The 17,230-nt window shown below is 55.5% G+C and carries 16 protein-coding genes and 1 tRNA gene; 9 read left to right on the plus strand and 8 right to left on the minus strand.

Annotated features, from left to right (window positions below):
• Positions 1-2 precede the first annotated feature (2 nt).
• The 3 genes from QZ869_RS14895 to QZ869_RS14905 are packed head-to-tail and all read right to left on the minus strand — an operon-like array spanning position 3 to position 3,412.
• Positions 3-1,217, minus strand: coding sequence for a cyclopropane-fatty-acyl-phospholipid synthase family protein (locus QZ869_RS14895; protein WP_296016959.1), 1,215 nt, complete (start codon positions 1,215-1,217; stop codon positions 3-5).
• A gap of 3 nt (positions 1,218-1,220) precedes the next feature.
• Positions 1,221-2,030 (minus strand): DUF1365 domain-containing protein, encoded by an 810-nt coding sequence (locus QZ869_RS14900; protein WP_296075427.1) that lies wholly within the window; start codon positions 2,028-2,030, stop codon positions 1,221-1,223.
• Entirely contained in the window at positions 2,027-3,412 is a 1,386-nt protein-coding gene (locus tag QZ869_RS14905) for an NAD(P)/FAD-dependent oxidoreductase (protein ID WP_296105669.1), read from the minus strand. Before QZ869_RS14905 ends, QZ869_RS14900 begins: the two co-directional genes overlap by 4 nt.
• A gap of 216 nt (positions 3,413-3,628) precedes the next feature.
• Between QZ869_RS14905 and QZ869_RS14910 the strand changes: the two genes are divergently transcribed.
• Genes QZ869_RS14910 through QZ869_RS14920 form a run of 3 tightly spaced genes read left to right on the plus strand, consistent with a single transcriptional unit; the run spans position 3,629 to position 5,283 of the window.
• Entirely contained in the window at positions 3,629-4,198 is a 570-nt protein-coding gene (locus QZ869_RS14910; RefSeq protein WP_296016964.1) for a sigma-70 family RNA polymerase sigma factor, read from the plus strand.
• Entirely contained in the window at positions 4,195-4,857 is a 663-nt protein-coding gene (locus QZ869_RS14915) for a ChrR family anti-sigma-E factor (protein WP_296016966.1), read from the plus strand. Before QZ869_RS14910 ends, QZ869_RS14915 begins: the two co-directional genes overlap by 4 nt.
• 27 nt (positions 4,858-4,884) lie before the next feature.
• The gene (locus QZ869_RS14920) at positions 4,885-5,283 is read left to right on the plus strand and encodes a DUF2177 family protein (protein ID WP_296105670.1); all 399 of its coding nucleotides are present in this window, start codon (positions 4,885-4,887) and stop codon (positions 5,281-5,283) included.
• Positions 5,284-5,333: 50 nt separating this feature from the next.
• Here QZ869_RS14920 and QZ869_RS14925 read toward each other — a convergent pair whose 3' ends face one another.
• A complete protein-coding gene (locus QZ869_RS14925; protein WP_112508387.1) occupies positions 5,334-5,492 on the minus strand; it encodes a YqaE/Pmp3 family membrane protein in 159 nt (52 codons plus the stop codon).
• A gap of 272 nt (positions 5,493-5,764) precedes the next feature.
• Here QZ869_RS14925 and QZ869_RS14930 point away from each other — a divergent pair, with 272 nt between their 5' ends.
• A complete protein-coding gene (locus QZ869_RS14930; RefSeq protein WP_296035325.1) occupies positions 5,765-5,932 on the plus strand; it encodes a hypothetical protein in 168 nt (55 codons plus the stop codon).
• 98 nt (positions 5,933-6,030) lie between these two features.
• Here the strand turns inward: QZ869_RS14930 and QZ869_RS14935 are convergent, their stop codons facing one another.
• Positions 6,031-6,339, minus strand: coding sequence for a hypothetical protein (locus QZ869_RS14935; RefSeq protein ID WP_296101507.1), 309 nt, complete (start codon positions 6,337-6,339; stop codon positions 6,031-6,033).
• A gap of 995 nt (positions 6,340-7,334) precedes the next feature.
• On the opposite strand from QZ869_RS14935, the gene QZ869_RS14940 reads away from it, so the two are divergent.
• Together QZ869_RS14940 and QZ869_RS14945 are read left to right on the plus strand one after the other, a co-directional pair.
• Positions 7,335-8,159 (plus strand): polysaccharide pyruvyl transferase family protein, encoded by an 825-nt coding sequence (locus QZ869_RS14940; RefSeq protein WP_296105671.1) that lies wholly within the window; start codon positions 7,335-7,337, stop codon positions 8,157-8,159.
• A gap of 114 nt (positions 8,160-8,273) precedes the next feature.
• The gene (locus QZ869_RS14945; RefSeq protein WP_296105672.1) at positions 8,274-9,311 is read left to right on the plus strand and encodes a bifunctional 2-polyprenyl-6-hydroxyphenol methylase/3-demethylubiquinol 3-O-methyltransferase UbiG; all 1,038 of its coding nucleotides are present in this window, start codon (positions 8,274-8,276) and stop codon (positions 9,309-9,311) included.
• Between the two features lie 1,015 nt (positions 9,312-10,326).
• On the opposite strand, the gene QZ869_RS14950 is transcribed toward QZ869_RS14945, so the two are convergent.
• Positions 10,327-10,402 (minus strand) — tRNA-Thr (locus QZ869_RS14950).
• Between the two features lie 123 nt (positions 10,403-10,525).
• Positions 10,526-11,485 (minus strand): nitronate monooxygenase family protein, encoded by a 960-nt coding sequence (locus QZ869_RS14955; protein WP_296101505.1) that lies wholly within the window; start codon positions 11,483-11,485, stop codon positions 10,526-10,528.
• 311 nt (positions 11,486-11,796) lie between these two features.
• On the opposite strand from QZ869_RS14955, the gene QZ869_RS14960 reads away from it, so the two are divergent.
• On the plus strand, positions 11,797-13,011 hold the full coding sequence (locus QZ869_RS14960; RefSeq protein ID WP_296105673.1) for a hypothetical protein: 1,215 nt from the start codon (positions 11,797-11,799) through the stop codon (positions 13,009-13,011).
• Between the two features lie 393 nt (positions 13,012-13,404).
• On the opposite strand, the gene ppk2 is transcribed toward QZ869_RS14960, so the two are convergent.
• The gene (gene ppk2, locus QZ869_RS14965) at positions 13,405-14,286 is read right to left on the minus strand and encodes a polyphosphate kinase 2 (RefSeq protein ID WP_296083181.1); all 882 of its coding nucleotides are present in this window, start codon (positions 14,284-14,286) and stop codon (positions 13,405-13,407) included.
• Between the two features lie 215 nt (positions 14,287-14,501).
• Here ppk2 and phoR point away from each other — a divergent pair, with 215 nt between their 5' ends.
• A complete protein-coding gene (gene phoR, locus QZ869_RS14970; RefSeq protein ID WP_296105674.1) occupies positions 14,502-15,776 on the plus strand; it encodes a phosphate regulon sensor histidine kinase PhoR in 1,275 nt (424 codons plus the stop codon).
• Positions 15,777-15,993: 217 nt separating this feature from the next.
• Positions 15,994-17,028, plus strand: coding sequence for a substrate-binding domain-containing protein (locus QZ869_RS14975; RefSeq protein ID WP_296016985.1), 1,035 nt, complete (start codon positions 15,994-15,996; stop codon positions 17,026-17,028).
• Positions 17,029-17,230 lie beyond the last annotated feature (202 nt).

Below are 17,230 nucleotides of genomic sequence, written 5' to 3' on the forward strand. Positions count from 1 at the left end.
CTCTATCGCTGAAGCGTGAACTGGACGACGTCGATACGGCCGCTTCTGAAGCCGGCAGCACAGTAGTGAAGGTAATATTGCCACATGCGGCGGAAACGCTCGTCAAACCCCATTGGCTCGATCCGCTCCCAGTTGCCGATAAAGGCGCGGTCCCAGAGCATCAGCGTCCGGTCGTAATCCTGCCCGAAGCGGAATTCATCGGTAACGGCGATGCTCTCATGTGCTGCTGCGTCCCGGAATGCGGTAATGGATGGCAGCATGCCGCCGGGGAAGATGTAGGTCTGGATGAAATCGGCATTGCGCCGGTATTGCTCGAAATAGGCTTCATCGATGGTGATGACCTGGACCACCGCCTTGCCCCCCGGGGCTAGCAACTCTCGAACACGCTTGAAATACACAGGCCAGTTTTCTTCGCCCACCGCCTCAAACATCTCGATGGAGACGATCTTGGAATAGCGGCCCTGGCAGTCTCGGTAATCTTCCAGGCGAATGTCGCTGCGCTCGGACAAACCTGCCTTCGCGAGGCGGCTGCGGGCGTAGCTCGCCTGTTCTTGAGACAGCGTCAGGCCGGTAACGCGGCAGCCGGTTTTGGCCATAGCATATTCGGCGAACCCGCCCCAGCCGCAGCCGATTTCCAAGACGTGATCGTCGGGACCGATTTGCAGTTCTTCTACAATGCGATCGTATTTAGCATTTTGCGCCTCGGCCAGCGTCTGAGCAGGGTTGTTGAACAGCGCAGAGGAGTAGGTCATCGTTTCGTCAAGCCATGTGCGGTAGAAACGATTGCCGAGGTCATAGTGGAAAGCAATGTTGCGGCGGCTACCCGACTTTGAGTTGCGGCGCAGACGATGACGCAGATAGTCTATCGTTGCTGAGAGCCGCGTTGGCTCGGAAAGCGAGAGCCAGTTGTGCTCGTTGGCAAGCGCAAGCTCCAGCAACGAGGAAATGTCCGGGCTGTCCCAGTCGCCATCCATGTAAGCGCGTGCAAAGCCCATATTTCCGCCTGTCAGAAGGCGGCGGAAAAGCCGTCCTCGGTTCAGCGAAATGACGCCATGAGGCCCCGGCTCCTTACCTTTCAGCACGTATTCGTGACCGCCGGGAAAAACCAGCGTCAGACGTCCGTGCGTCAGCCCGCTGAGTTTACGGCAGATCATTCTTTGCCACAGTGGGGCTGCGTGAGGGTGAAACGGGCGCGTTTCCTGCTCAGCGTGGCTCATCGTTCATGCCTCCCATGATTGCGACGTTTTGGCAGGAACCGAGCTTGCAATGCGGCTCGTTGCTGCCGTGTGGCGATAGAGCGGATTGCCCTTGATCCATAGGACAAGGGCTTCCCAATGAATGGCGCCCATGATTTTCAACGTCATAAGCGGATGGGATAAAAAACATTTGGCGAGCGCGCCATCGGTCAGCGGCCGGCGTTTTCCAGTGAAGGTGGCAAACAGCAAGTCGCCCTCGGTATCGCGTTCATTGATGGCAATACGGACGTCGTCGTTCGGCGGATTGATGCGGAAGTCGTAGGTGCAGTCCATCGGAACGAAGGGGGAGACATACATTTCCTTGTCGCAGGAATGCCGGATTGTTTCAGCATCTGCGCCGGGTGTCGGAATGATGTAGGTATGACGTTCGTGGAAGGTATTGCAGACCTCGTAAAGGATGGCGACCAGCCGATCACCGTCTGCCCTGTCATGGCAGAAATAGACGGTGAGAGGGTTGAAGACATAGCCGAAGATGCGCGGATAGCAGAGCATTTCCACACGCAACGCGTCTGGCGCAATATCGATATTTGCTTCGAAAAGACGCTCGCCGCACCACGCCTTCAGGCGGCCTCTCTCACCAATTCCGTGATCCTTGTCATGAAAGCTGAAGACCGAAAATCGATTGTGAGCAAAGAGCCGCATGGTGGAATCGATCAGGGGAAGCTCGTCGAGATCCAGAAGCAGTGAAAACACTCTGTAGCGCAGGCTGTGTTTTCGCGGGCGGTGGCGCGCATGCACGACATTTCCTGCGTATATGGCGGAGCGCAACGTCATCCGACGTGTTCCTCGACCGAAGAGAGGAAGATGCGACCGGATTCGTTTTCGACCTTCCAGGGCCGTTTGACACCGCCGAGCGCTTCCGCCACGGCAAGGCCGGACTGTATGCCGTCTTCATGGAAACCGCTGCCAAAATGCGCGCCGCAGAACCAGGTATTACGGCGACCTTGTAGCGACCAAAGACTTTTTTGCGCCGCCATTGCCTTGGTGTCGAAGAGCGGGTGGGTGTAGTCGAAAGTCCGGATAACCTTCGACGGTTCGACCGCTCGGGAGGGATTCAGTGTTACGAAAAGCTGCATCGTGGGGTGGATCGGTTGCAGCTTGTTCATCCAATAGGTTACGCAAAGCGATTCCGTGCCGGTAGACCCAGGCTCGCTCAGATAGTTCCAGCTTGACCAGACGGCCCGGCGTTTGGGCATCAGGCGCTCGTCGCTATGCAGTACGGCGGTATTGCGGGTATAGTCGAACGCGCCGAGAAGGATCTGCTCTTCCTCGTCCGCATCGGGAAGCAGCGAAAGCGCGTCGTCTGCATGGGTAGCAATCACAACGTCGTCGAAGATGGAAATTTCACCTGAACGGTCGATGATCTCAACGCCTTCCGGCGTGCGGCGAATGGCCGAGACCGGGCTTGTCAAGCGAACCGTGCCGCGAAACTCCTCTAGAAGGCGGGAGACATATTCCCGGCTACCCCCCTTTACCGTGCGCCATTGAGGGCGACCGGAGATTTGCACGAGGCCATGATTGACGAAAAACCGAATGAAGGCCTGCAGAGGATAGTCGCGCATGTCCTTGGCCGTCATCGACCAGATGGCAGCCCCCATTGGAAGGAGATGGTCGTCGACGAAACCGGCTGAGTATTTGTTCCGATCAAGATAGTCGCCAAGGCTCAACCCCTTCAGATTCGGGTCGTCCAAAAGACTTGGCGCAACCTTGTAGAAGCGCGCGATGTCCCGCACCATCTTCCAAAAACGGGGTTTGAGCAGGTTGGATTTTTGGCCGATAAGGCCAGCCAGATCTGAGCCCGAATATTCGAGCCTGCCGCCTCCCAGCGATGCAGCAAACGACATGTCGGACGCCACTGTCGGAACGCCGAGATAGGCAAACAGCGCCACCAGATTGGGGTAGTTTTTCTCGTTGTAGACGATGAAGCCCGTGTCGACGGCAATCGGGGACTGGCCCTGCCGGTTCACATCGACCGTATTGGCGTGGCCACCGGGCCGACCTTCACTTTCGTAAAGTGTTACGTCGCAGGACTTGTCAAGCAGCCATGCCGCCGAGAGACCCGATATACCAGAACCGACGACGGCAACCCTGCGCCGTAGCTGTCCGTCTCTTACGCGTGAGGATATATTCATGACATCCGGGTCTATGTTCTTCATGTCAAACGTTACGCAAAACGGGACTGAGTGGATTTCCCGACTTTGAAAATTTGTCTTCTGTCTTACGCTGAGGTGATCCACCGAAATAAGTGCGCCGTAGTCGCCTACATGACGATAAATGTTTCCATAGCGTCGGCACCATGCCACTATATGAGCAACAATAGGAAGAAGCCTGTTGCTCAGAAAACGCGTGGGAGCGAGGTAAAACCTATTCGCATGGGTGAAACAGTCCAGAGAAATATAGAGGATGAGCTTCCCGATCTGCTGAAGGCAATTGCCTCCGAACGGAGCGTAGAAGCCTTCGAAGCCGTTTTTCGACATTTCGGACCGCGTGTGCGGGTCTACATGCTACGGCAAGTGCGCGATGCGCAGGCCGCTGAGGAACTGATGCAGGAAACGATGATGACGGTCTGGAACAAGGCCGCCCTTTTCGATCCGGCGAGAGGCAACGTCTCCGCCTGGATATTCAGAATAGCCCGAAACCTGAGGATAGACGCGCATCGCCGCGACCGTCGCCCGGAGTTCGATATGAACGACCCGGCCTTCGTCGCCGACGATGCGCCCGCCGCCGATGCGCAGATGGAGCAATGGCAGGATGCCGAACGCTTGCATCGTGCTCTGGCCGACTTGCCGCAGGAGCAGCGCGACCTGTTGAAGAGATCCTTCTTCGAAGAGATGTCCCATAGCGTCATTGCCCAGCAACTGAACCTGCCGATTGGAACAGTGAAATCCCGCATCAGGCTTGCTTTTGCCAAATTGCGCGCGGCGTTGGAGGCGCGCATATGAGCGTCAACCATCACATCAGCGACGAGTTGCTGCTCGATTATGCCTCTGGCAGCCTTGCGGAAAGCTGGAGCATCGCGGTTGCCACCCATCTGGCACTCTGCCCTAAGTGCCGCAAGCGACTTGACGCCATGGAAATGGCAGCGGGCGCGCTCTTGCGTGATGCCGAATCCGCGGGGGAGATTTCCGACGACCAGTGGCGATCGATGAAACACCGGCTACACGCCGGGCAGGCCGCGACCGCTAACAAAGCTACAGCGTCACGGTCGTCTGGAACTGCTATTCTCCCCGAACCGCTGCGCTCTTATGCAGGCGGCGATATAGACACGTTAAAATGGAAGCCGCTTGGGCCTGGCGCCTATCACTTCCCCATTCCGACGCGCGACGGTGAGGCGCAGGTTCGTCTGCTCAGAATACCTGCTGGCAAGCCGGTACCGGAGCACACGCATGGCGGACGGGAACTGACCGTGGTGCTGTCCGGTTGCTTCCGCGATGGCCAGGACGTTTTCTACCGCGGCGATTTAGAAGAAGCAGACGAGGAACTTACCCATCAGCCGATCGCGGGTGAGGGCGAAGACTGCATCTGCTTAGCTGTTACCGATGCGCCGCTGAAATTCAAGAGTTGGATGGTCAGGCTGGTTCAGCCGGTTCTGGGAATCTAAATCCCATTCGCAAAGAAAGGCCTCCGCATGCAAGTGATCGTAGCCTATATCGCAACGGCCATCGTTTTCTTCGGTTTAGATTTCATTTGGCTGTCTAAGCTCGCCGTGGCCTTTTATAAGCGCGAAATCGGCGATCTGATGTTGGCGAGGCCGAATTTCGTCGCGGCGGGCATTTTCTATCTCTTCTATATTGCGGGAATCGTCTATTTCGCCGTTGTACCGTCTTTCAATGGCGGCTCGGTCGCCGCAGCGACACTGTCCGGCGCTATCTTCGGTTTCTTGGCCTATGGCACCTACGACATGACGAACCTGTCCACTCTCAAGGGCTGGACGTGGCGTCTTTGCGCGGTGGATATCGTTTGGGGAACATTGCTCACCGGCCTCGCGGCCGCAGCTGGGGCTTGGGCGACACAGATATTCGTCTGATGCCGCCGAAAAGATGACGGCCCGCATGGCGCGCCGTCAGATTCTCGACCTTACTTGCGTAGGATCACCCAGATTGCATGGATGATACCGGGGATGTAACCGCACAATGTCAGCAGAATGTTCAGCCAGAAATGAAGGCCGAGGCCGACCTGCAGAAAAACGCCGACGGGCGGCAGGATAATGGCGAGCAGAATGCGAATGACGTCCACGATCTAAATCCCATGTCTATTGTTGTCCGGCCACTAACGTCGTTGGGAGCCGAATAGTTTCAACCTCATCTTCCGGACACCCTGCTTACACTTTTCACCCTTTTTGAAATTCATCTGCTACCGCGGCTGCTGCAGACTATGCGCCTAAAATAGTTTTGCGATGAAATGAATATAGCATTGTCACTTTACGATTTGATAACCAAATATATCGGACGGTAAGAAAGGGTGTTTATCGCCTCACCATATTCACATTAGCGCCTATGGTAGGATCAATGAAAAAGCCGATAGACAAAGCCGGACTGATCTTCGTCGCTCTCCTGTGCGTTCTGGTAGGTCTCGTCCTCAGCATCGTCCTCTTCGATGACAAGATCCAGATCGCTCCACAGATCCAGGACGGGTCATTGATTCCGCGCACGTCTCCTCAGCCAACAGTGAATTGAAGCTGATGTTATCCGCAACGCGCGAGCAGACCGTCGTTCTGGAACGTCTGTCGAGAAAAAGATGATGGCATGAGCCGCACGCCTTTTGGATCCGTTGCTCAGATCCCATCGAGCGCAACCTCAGGCGAAGCCTGATCGACGCGCTTCTGGAGTGCAACGACCATTGCATGCAGGAATTCCTGGCGACGCGGCTCTTTGGTTGCTGCCAGCACCATCTTCAACCGCACAATGATCTTGTTCATGAACCCGACGTGGTTGAAGCTATCGGCAGCGATATTCACCTCGACCTCGTCCATATAGTGCGACAGGTACGGCTCCAGCTCCAGGTTTTCATCCATCTGGTAACGATTGGACATCTGCTCTCCAAGCGTCGCCATCTGCGCGTGAGGGCCATATTCGTCGATCATTCAGTCTCCTCTTGTATTGAGAGACTAAGATAGGCGAAGTCCATTGGAAGGACGAGAGGCGAGGAATTCACATCGCGAAAACGTGACATCAGGTTGATCGTCTGAGCAATCAAACGAGCGATGCCAGAACATCTGGTGACAAAGAAGTGGTGCCGCTTACGGGCATTGAACTCCAGTAAGTCTGTGTAAGAGGCTGTCGCCTTCCGTTGAAGCAATTCTTTGAGGCTTCGGCGGCGCTGCATGGTCTAGGTGGCAGGAAGATTAAGGTCGCCAAATCATGCGCCTGATAGCGGACCTAGCTCTCTCATTCATTAGCAAACCCCGGGCATAAGGCAATAGGAATCTGCCCCGCCATCCCAGGTATACGAAATATCTGATCTTTTTCGCCCGACCTGCGTCGAAGCCCTGCTTCTAGTTCTCAAGAGACCTTACAGGTTCATTTGCTTAACTGCGGAAACCTCAAAGTCTGGCTGTGCGCTGCCCACCACCTTGAAGCGGTACTCGATCCCGTGGCGAGTGATTTTTGTCGCTTTGTGGATCATAGATTTCATCAAGCTTTTTTTGGACGGCCAACATTTAAAACTGCTTCCTGAATTGCCGGCTTAATTAGATTCCCGCTTAGCGGGACGAAACCGCGACCGCAATCGAAGCCGCGTACCTGGGCGCATTCGGTAAACCCCATCGAGCAGAGCTTGGACTACAGCGAAGATGGCGCAGAAAATCGTGCTCACTGCAGTGCTTGGTAATCCGCGGGAAAACAAAAATTTGCCTATTACTCAACCGCCATAAGGCGAGAGGCGATAGGGCGTGTCAAGAGGCAATGAGAGGATGCCGGTTGAGGTGGCTCGTCCTGTGCCGAAAGGCTGCCAGAGCGCGACCCGTATGCACGCAGATGTAACAAAAAAGGCAATGAACTTGTAACGAGTCACTAGACTTTGCTACCTCATGGTGTATCTGACAATTCTAATATTATGAGAATCTAATAAGGAGTGGTCGTGAGAACGGTGAACGTCTATGCAGCATCCATCAACGGTAAGTCTTTCACTACTCGAGAGAACTTTGGCGACAACTTGATGCACTTTTTGCTGCCGGAACTGTTCAATGTTGAAGTGAAGTATGTCCGCCCCTCTAAGGCCGATCTGCTCGGAATCGGAAGTATTTTAGACTCTTACTGGCGCCGCCGGGGAGGGGCTCGTTGTAAGGTATGGCGACAGCGTCCATGGCGAACCTTGGATGTGTGGGGAAGCGGCTTTATGTCGTCAGAATCGACCGATCACTGGCCGCAGAAGCTTCGTTATCATGCGGTTCGGGGTCCATTGACTGCCGCTCGTATTGCTGATGGCGCGAAAGTTGCGTTGGGCGATCCAGCAATTTTGTTACCGCGCATATGGAGGGTTCCTGCTGTAAAACAACACCCTGTTTTGGTTGTACCTCATTTCGCTTCGCATGATGCCTTTGTGGAAAGGTACGAGAACCTTCTTCCGAAACATTGGAAGATACTGGATCTTCGCGACGACCCTAAAAGCGTGTGTGAAAGCATCGCCGCAAGCGAGTTCGTGGTGACAAGCAGCTTACACGGACTGATTGTTGCCGACGCTTACGGTGTGCCATCCTGTCGGATCAACCCAATTAATGAGATCAAAGGGGATGGTTTCAAGTATCGCGATTACGAGCATCAGAGGGGGCGGCCTCTAACAGCCGCAATAGATTTTGCCACGGTGCTAGAGGGGAATATAGATTTGGCCTCCTCAGACTATCAACCGATCGTCCCAACCGATGATGTCGTGGAACGGCTTATCTCTTCGTTCCCCTATCGTTAATTCGCGTTTGGTAGTTCTCCTCGGTCAGACTAATAGGTTCACATGAAAATCGGTAGAGAGACTGCGAAGCTCAAAAGACTTGTTAAACGCGTCCTTGCTCGGAAAACGGAGCACTTGGATAATGCCGCTCTTGTCGATCTCCGTTTTTATCAGTTCAAAGAAACTACGGCGAAATTTTTCTTCGAGCGCTTTGGCCGAACTGATATTCGAGTTCGCGACACCCCGCATTATGCGTTCGCAAAATCGCTTTGCTCCAGAAGTGCAGATGGTGAAGGAGAGGAATATTACAGGGAATATCTGGCGGCTAGTTGGGGCTCTACCCAGGACGCCGAAAGGGTAAATGACCGGATCCGCGAGTTCGAGAAACATTTCGAGCATTGCAGGAACACAAATCGTGTCCGCCGCCCAACGCTTACAAGAATGCTAAATACTGAGGAGCTGTTTGTCGTAGACGGAAATCACCGTACGGCTATGATTGCAGCCCTGAACAAAGCTACCAAAGTTGAGATTTTACCACCTAATGTCGCAAGTCTTGTCTTCTTAAGCTCTTCCGAATTTTATGGTAACGGTTTCCGAGACATGCCCTATCAAAGTGTGTTTTTGAACGGAGAGGAAATTATTCGAGGTCGAAGGGATGATGCCCTTGCCCGACTGAAAATGATTCCGCGGCATGTTATCGACCGTGCCTCGATCGTGGATGTTGCCAGCAATATTGGCATGAGCTCGCTGTTCGCAAGCCGACTTGGTGCCTCGAATTGTCTTGGCCTCGAGATTTCAAAAAAGATGGTTGATCTTGCCTCAAGGTTTGCGATGTTCGACGGCCAATATCCTAGCGTCCGTTTCAAGCAATTTAACATCGACCAAGATGAACTAGACGAGGGCGCGCGGTACGACACCGCTTTCATGTTTTCCATCCACGACCACCTAGCTGAACCTTCGAGACTGGTGAATATCGTAGACAGAAACGTGAAGAGGTGGGTGGTGTTTGAGGGGCACCCCAATGGCAAAAAATCGGATTATGCGAACTTCTTTGACAGTGGATTGTTTAGGACTGTCGAAGAGCTGGGCGCTCTGCCGGAGTCCATTTATAACAAATCACCAAATCGGGTTATTTGGTTGTGTGAGAAAAATGCAGTCGTAGGCGCCAGTTAGCGAACCGCGTCGCGTAAATCAGAGTGTACATCCACACATGGTGCTCGCAACCTGATGCAGCTGGCCCGCCTTATTAGCGGGCCTATTGGTATACCAACCTTATCGATAGTCATACCCGCCGCCTCGCCACTCCCGTTCGCGCTCCCATGCTCTACGCTCGTCCTATACCCTCTTTGCTTGGCGTTCCCGCCATTCGCGACGAGCTTCGCAATCTCCGCGACGAACCCACCCGCGTTCATAGCGCGACGGGCCGTTCGGACGGCAAAAGCCGCGCGGCGATAGATGGTATCCCCGACCACAGGCAGAATCGACATTTTGAACATTTGTCGTATCCCGCGCTACGGATTGCGCGATGGGCATCGCGTTAGCACTCGCCGTCATCAGACCGCCCATCAGCAAGACGGCCCCCCAACCTTTACCCGGCGGTGGAAGAGCATAAGTTCAATCGGGTGCCGATGCTCCTCTAGGTCCGGTAATAAACCATTTTGGGCTACGGCGTCCGAAGTGAGCAGTACAGACGACGTCCAATTTTGATCCAAACCCGGTCTCGGCGCTGTGGATGTTAAGAAGGGTAGATCCTCGAACCAGACTCGGTTGGCTTACCTCGCGAAAGCTACCCCACAAAAACTGTAGAGACATCTGTGTGAGGGTGAGCCAAATGAAAGACAACGTGAAAGTAATTTCGCCCGTTAGTATATCCAGCCTCGCGGCCAACGTTCCTTTGCTAACGCCAAGAGCGTGTTGACAAAGGAAGTTACAACACCAGCTGAAATCAAAAGCGTGAGCAGTTGCCATGAGCCGCTTACTTGGACTTGTTCCCGCATCAATTTCTTCCTTGTCGTGATCGACTTCGTATTATCCCATGACCGCTATTTTTTGCTACGATCTACCAAAATCGCCGAGGTGATAATGACATAGGGAGGCATGAGGGCCGACGACTTACTACAGGGAAGGTGGATAGAGCGTTACTCTCAAACACTATTATATTGAAAAAATTGAGCTTTTTGCAGGGAAATGGTGCCGCTTACGTGACTCGAACACGTGACCCCGTCATTACGAATGACGTGCTCTACCAACTGAGCTAAAGCGGCCTGCGCAGGCGCCGAAAAAAATCTTCGGCGCGGCGTATGCGGGCTGATACAGCGATTGAGGTAGGATTTCAAGCGCCGAATCTCAGCTTGTTGAAAATTTCCCAACCGGATGGCCGTCTCGGCTCAGGATGCGCAAACCCGCTGCTTGGCGGCGGCGTACTCAGCTGCGAGACGATCGACCAGCGAGGAAACCGGTTCGACGGCCTTCACCGCTCCGACGCCTTGGCCCGCGCCCCAGATGTCCTTCCAGGCTTTCGCGCCCGTGGCAGCGGAGGCGAAGTCCATCTTGGAAGGGTCGGCAACCGGCAGATTGTCGGGGTCGAGCCCGGAGGCGATGATTGAGGCCTTCAGATAGTTGCCGTGGACGCCGGTGAAGTAATTGGAATAGACGATGTCGTTGGCGTAGGCCTCGACGATTGCTTGCTTGTAGGCGTCCGTCGCACGCGCCTCGCGTGTCGCAATAAAGGGGGATCCGATATAGGCCATATCGGCACCCATGGCCTGGGCTGCCAGAATGGAGCCGCCATTGGCAATTGCGCCTGCCAGAAGCAGCGGACCATCGAACCATTCGCGGATTTCTTGCACCAGTGCGAATGGCGAGAGCGTGCCTGCGTGCCCGCCAGCGCCGGTCGCCACCGCGATCAGACCATCGGCGCCCTTGCGGATTGCCGAATTGGCGTGGCGATTGTTGATCACGTCATGCAACACGATGCCGCCATAGGAATGAATTGCGGCATTCACCTCCGGCACGGCGCCAAGCGATGAGATGACGATCGGCACCTTGTATTTGACGCAAAGGCTAAGGTCATGCTCAAGCCGCTTGTTGGACAGATGCACGATTTGGTTGACCGCAAAAGGTGCCGCCGGGCGGTCTGGGTTTGCGGCATTGTGGGCGGCAAGTTCTTCCGTCAGCATCGCGAGCCACTCGTCCAACTGGCTTTCGGGGCGCGCGTTCAGGGCGGGAAATGCACCGACGACTCCCGCCTTGCATTGCGCCAGAGTCAACTCCGGATGAGATATAATGAAGAGCGGCGAGGCAATCACCGGCAGGCGGAGATTGTCCTTGAGAATGGACGGCAGCATGGTTCCTCCCAACGAACGACGATTGCTGATTTACGTTTACGCGCACGTAAGATTTAGCGAAGCGGGAGGCGGTTGAAAAGCGAAAAGAGTGATCGCCAAGGCGAAAGCCATCAAGCCCAACCAGTTGCCGCGGCACGGCGTGCTTTTTCAAAACCTATGCCTTGGCCGCCACAGTGGTGACGTTTTCCCCAAGCCAATTTCTGCTTTGCAGGGCAGGTGGCTTGCGGTTGCGCCTTCTAGTCGTTACCGAATCGTAAACATGGTGGCCGAGGCGTTGATCTTTCGCGATTGGCGAGGAAAAAGGACCGAGAGTGAGCGGACTGGAAACGGCAATCAGAAATGCCCTGGAAAAATCGGATCGGTCGAATGCCGAGGTGCGCGCACGCATCTATCAATCGTCGCGACAGGCGCTCGAAGCAGGCCTGCGCAAGCAGGGCATTGACGACGAGACAGTGGTCGCGCAGCAGCGCCAGCGGCTTGAAACACTCATCCACACCATTGAGACGGAAGAACGCAACCGCCTGTTGGACGTGGTGGAGGATCACGTCCGCAGGGAGGCTCAGCGCTCAGCGCCGCCTCCTGTCGCATCCCCTTCAGTCACTCAACCGGCGTCTGATGGTGCCGTTCCTTCCGTTTCGCCTGCGCGGCGAGACGAGGATGAAAATGAAGGCTATGCCGAGCCCGTAGAGCCACCTGTTCGCGCTGCGCCCCGTCACGCAGCCGCACCCGTACATGACGAGATGAGTGAGTTGCGCGCCGAGCGTTCGGACGAGGCCTCGGATCGCATCACCTCGTCTGCCGGTCCATCTTTCGAAGCGTCTTCGCTTGCCTTCAAACCGGAGCGTGCGGCCAAGGGTCGCCGCAAGAAGGGCATCATCACCCGCCTTTTCATCTGGTTCACGCTCCTCGCTTTCATCGGTTTCGGCGGCTGGTGGGTCTATAGCTCTGGCCTATTGCTGAGCCCGGCCGAGAGGGATACCAGCATTCCGAACCCGCCGCCGTCGGTGGAGGCTGAAGATTTCGATGGGCAGACAAGCCCGCAGGAGCCAACACTGTCGGCAGGGCGCGGTTTCTCGGACGCCTGGCAGGAAGTCTATAATGCAGAACGCGGCAATACCGGCCTTCAGCCGGGATCGCTCTCCAAGGTGGCAGATGTCGCGACTGCCGGTGGAAAGGCGGTCCGCGTCACCTCACAGACGGGCGATGCCGATGGCAATATCGCCATCACCGTTCCAGTCGATGTGCTGCGGGAAATGGCAGGCAAGTCTTCGACGATTTCCATTACCCTGCAGTCGGGCAGCAATGGCCAGAGCCAGGTGTCGGTATCGTGCAATTTCGGCACGCTCGGCGATTGCGCGCGCCACCGCTTCACAGCGACGCAGGAGCGTGCGGACATGCTGATCAATGTGAACTTCGATCGGACCATGGCACCCAATTCGCCTGGTCAGATTTTCATCAACAGCGATATCGATGGCAGCGCCCGACCGATCAACCTTTATTCGGTGCGCATCCTTCCGGGCCAGTAAAGCGCTCGCACGCCCGTGTATGGATCGCCTCGATAGCGCAGTGCGCGGCCATTGCACTTACCCCGGCGGGAATGAGGGTATGAAGCCGTCGCTTTTTAAGAGGCGATACTATGCTTGTGCCGAAATTGTCGAAAATCGAATTGATGAAGCGCGTCAAAGTGCGGACCAGATCGACGATCGACATGTAGACCCTATCGCGATCAAACCGCATGTCGAAGTCCGTCAGATCGGTCAAGGCCGATGCAGGTTCATCATGTCGGCAAGGCTGGGGAAACGATCTTTGTCATACCCATCGTGAAAAAAGGCGGAGCAGCGTTTTCCGCTCAACCTTTCTTCATCCGCCAGCGCTTTCGCGTTTATCAATCCACTCCCAGTCACATGCCGGGTGCCGGGCTATTTCAGAAACTTAGGTCCGCTTCCCAAAATCTTGTTGTCGATCTTGCCGATAGCCTGCTCATCCTTTCCGTCATAATCGAGCGAAGTCAGGATATGGCGGATGAGGTTCAGCCGCAGTCTGCGCTTGTCATTGGCGCGGATCACCGTCCACGGCGCATCATCGATATGCGTTTTCTCCAGCATTTCGTCGCGCGCTGCAGTGTAGTCGTCCCACTTGCCCAGGGCGGCAATGTCCATGTCCGATAGCTTCCAGGATTTCAGTGGGCTATGGCGCCTGTCATGGAAGCGGTCCAACTGCGTTTCACGGCCGATATCCAGATAGAACTTGAAGAGATGGATGCCCTCATGGACCAGCATCTTTTCCAGCCGAGGGACCTCTTTTAAAAATCGCTTATGTTCCTCGGGTGTGCAGAAGCCCATGACCGGTTCGACGCCGGCACGATTGTACCAAGAGCGGTCAAACAGCACGAACTCACCGGCTGTCGGGAAATGAGCTATGTAGCGCTGGAAGTACCATTGGCCACGCTCGGTCTCGGTCGGCTTGGTCAGCGCAACCACGCGTGCATAGCGCGGGTTTAGATATTCCCGCACCGCCCCGATGGAGCCGCCTTTACCGGCAGCGTCGCGTCCTTCGAAAAGTGCCATGATGCGCTGTCCGGTCGCCTGCTGCCAGAACTGCACCTTGACCAGTTCGATCTGGAGCGCCTCGATCTGGTCATCATACTCTTTCTGGTCGAGCTTCTTCTCGTAGGGATAGTCGCCCGCCGTCAACTTCTTGGACTGGATCCAATCGGGAAGGATCGGATCGTCGATATTGAAAACCCGTTCCTTGCCGTCGATTGTCAATGTCACGGACCGGTCCTTGACAGTTTCGCTCATGCTCTCTCCCTTTCGCACACGCATGTTTTGTCTTCACAACTTCAGAATCGTGTCCAACGAATTCAAGAGGCAAGAGATTTTGTCGATGCGTTGCTGTCCACATAAATTTTGCCGGCTACCTCTTGTACAAGGACAGACCGAAGAATCTCTGTCATGAAAGACGATTATCACCATCGGATCGAAAGCGAGACAAGTGGCGAAAACAAGCGATGGCAATGGCGGCGTTGGATGGGGAGGGTGCTTTGCTTAAACGGATGCGCGGCATGCGAAGAAACTGGCTTTCTCTGGTCGTCGTCACATTGCTGGCGGCGCTGGCGCTTGCCGAATGGCGCTCTCCCTATGTCGTCGTCGCGCTGTGGTTCGCCGCAGTCCTTGCCATCCTTGTCGTCGCTCCGTCCGTTGCAACCAGGAAGGACGAGAAGCAGCGCACGGAGGAAGGTGAACTACGATCCCAGGAGACGATCGACCAAGGTTTGATTGCCGGCGTGCGGGCAGGCCTTGCGGCGCTGGATACACCTGTATTCATCCTCGATCAGAATGCCGGTGTGCTCTTCGAGAATGCCGCTGCCGAACGCGCTTTTGGATTGCTGCCCGTCGGTTCCCACATTTCGGGTCGGTTGCGCTCGCCGGGCCTGCTGGATGTCATTCGCGAAACCATTTCCACCGGACAGCCGAACCAGGTGGAGCATTCCGAAAGGCTGCCCTCCGAGCGCGTCTTCGTCGTGCGCATTGCGCCTGCGGACATGCCGCAGACGGCAGATGCCCCATTTTACATCCTTTCCTTCCGCGATATCTCGGATCTGCGACGCATCGATCGAATGCGCAGCGATTTTGTCGCCAATGCGAGCCACGAGCTGAGAACGCCGCTTGCCTCGCTGCGTGGCTTCATCGAAACCATGCAGGGACCGGCTCGCAACGATCCGAAGGCGCAGGAGCGCTTTCTCGGTATCATGCTGGATCAAGCCACCCGCATGAGCCGTCTAGTCGACGACCTGATGTCCCTCTCGAGGCTTGAGCTTCGCGCCAATATCGCGCCGGATCAGAGGGTCGATCTCGTTCCCCTTCTTGGTCACGTCCGGGATTCGCTTCTGCCGCTCGCCGGTGAACTGGACGTTGAAATCGAACTACATATGCCCGACCATGTGGTGGAAGTGAACGGTGACCGCGACGAGTTGGTTCAGGTCTTTCAGAACCTAGTCGAGAATGCCTGCAAATATGGTCAGGACGGTAAGGTGGTGGACGTTTTCTTGCGCTACGAGCCGAACAAGCCGGTGGAGGTGAGCGTGGTGGATAAGGGCCCTGGCATCCCGGCTGAACATGTTCCGCGTCTTACCGAGCGTTTTTACCGGGTCAGCGTTGCGGACAGCCGCTCGAAAAAAGGCACGGGCCTTGGCCTCGCCATCGTCAAACATATTCTCACACGTCACCGGGCTCGCCTTATCGTGCGCTCGGAAATTGGCACCGGCACGGACTTCACCGTGCGTTTTTGACATGTAAACGACGCCTGCTCCAGAAGTCGTGAAGAATAGTTTTTAAAAACAAACACTTGATATGTCATAAATCTTTCACCGAAGTGACATAAAAGCGTGTGGCAAGGCTGGTTATGAAGAGGCCGCCGGGACAGCCCACACGGACTTAAAGGGTCTAGCCTCTTGCCGGCGCAGTTCACGAAAGCCCGAACACGGGCCCCACGACGGGAGAGTCATAATGAACGTCTTTAAATTGTCTGCAGCAGCTCTGGTGGCCTCCGTTGCCTTCGCAGGCGCCGCTTCTGCTCGCGACCAGATCCAGGTTGCTGGTTCCTCCACGGTGCTGCCTTACGCAAAGATCGTTGCTGAAAGCTTCGCCGAAGCTTTCCCGAACTTCAAGGCACCGGTTGTTGAGTCCGGCGGCACTGGCGGTGGTCTCAAGGCTTTCTGCTCCGGCGTGGGCGAAGGCACGATCGACATTGCCAATGCTTCGCGCAAGATCAAAGCCGACGAACTTGCAGCCTGCAAGTCCGCTGGCGTCGCTGACGTTCAGGAAGTGAAGATCGGTTACGATGGTATCGTCTTCGCCATGGACAAGTCCAACAAGGACGTCAAGTTCGAGCCGAAGGACCTGTACCTTGCTCTGGCCGCTGAAGTCGTCAAGGACGGCAAGCTCGTTGCCAACCCCTACACCAAGTGGTCCGAAATCAACAAGGAACTGCCTGACGTAGAGATCGCCGCCTACATCCCTGGCTCCAAGCACGGCACGCGCGAAGTCTTCGAAGAGAAGATCATGGCTGACGGCTGCAAGGAAGCTGGCGCGACGGACGCGATCAAGGGTCTGATCTCCGACGCCAAGCAGGCTGCTGCCAAGTGCGTAGCCATCCGTAAGGACGGCAAGGCTGTCGATATCGATGGCGACTACACCGAGACGCTTGCTCGTATCGATGCCAACAAGTCCGGCGTCGGCGTCTTCGGCCTCGCTTTCTACGACAACAACAAGGACAAGCTGAAGGTTGCGACCGTTGGTGGCGTTGTTCCTTCCACGGAATCCGTTGCTTCCGGCAAGTACCCGGTCTCGCGTCCGCTGTTCTTCTACGTCAAGAAGGCTCACCTCGGCGTCATCCCTGGTCTGAAGGAATATGTTGAGTTCTTCACCTCTGACGAGATGATCGGCCCTGACTCTCCGCTGGCCAACTACGGCCTGGTTTCTGCCCCTGAAGCCGAGCGCAAGGAAATCCGCGCTCAGTTCGAATCCGGCAAGACCATGTAATAGTTCTTGGAAAGCGCAGCGCATGAGCGTTGCGCTTTCCAACTCTTTCTGTTTGCAAGGTCGGTTTGCTGGCCGTCGCTCAGTCCAGAAGGGTTGACAGTTCCTATTTATCGTAAGACCAAGCCGCCGATAAATATGATGTATCAACCCGGAATGCGTGAACTGAATACAGATCCGGCATGGTGCGGTGATCAGCCGCCGG

Origin of the sequence: uncultured Agrobacterium sp., from assembly GCF_913777885.1 — a bacterium.
In the GTDB taxonomy this organism is placed as follows: Bacteria; Pseudomonadota; Alphaproteobacteria; order Rhizobiales; family Rhizobiaceae; genus Agrobacterium.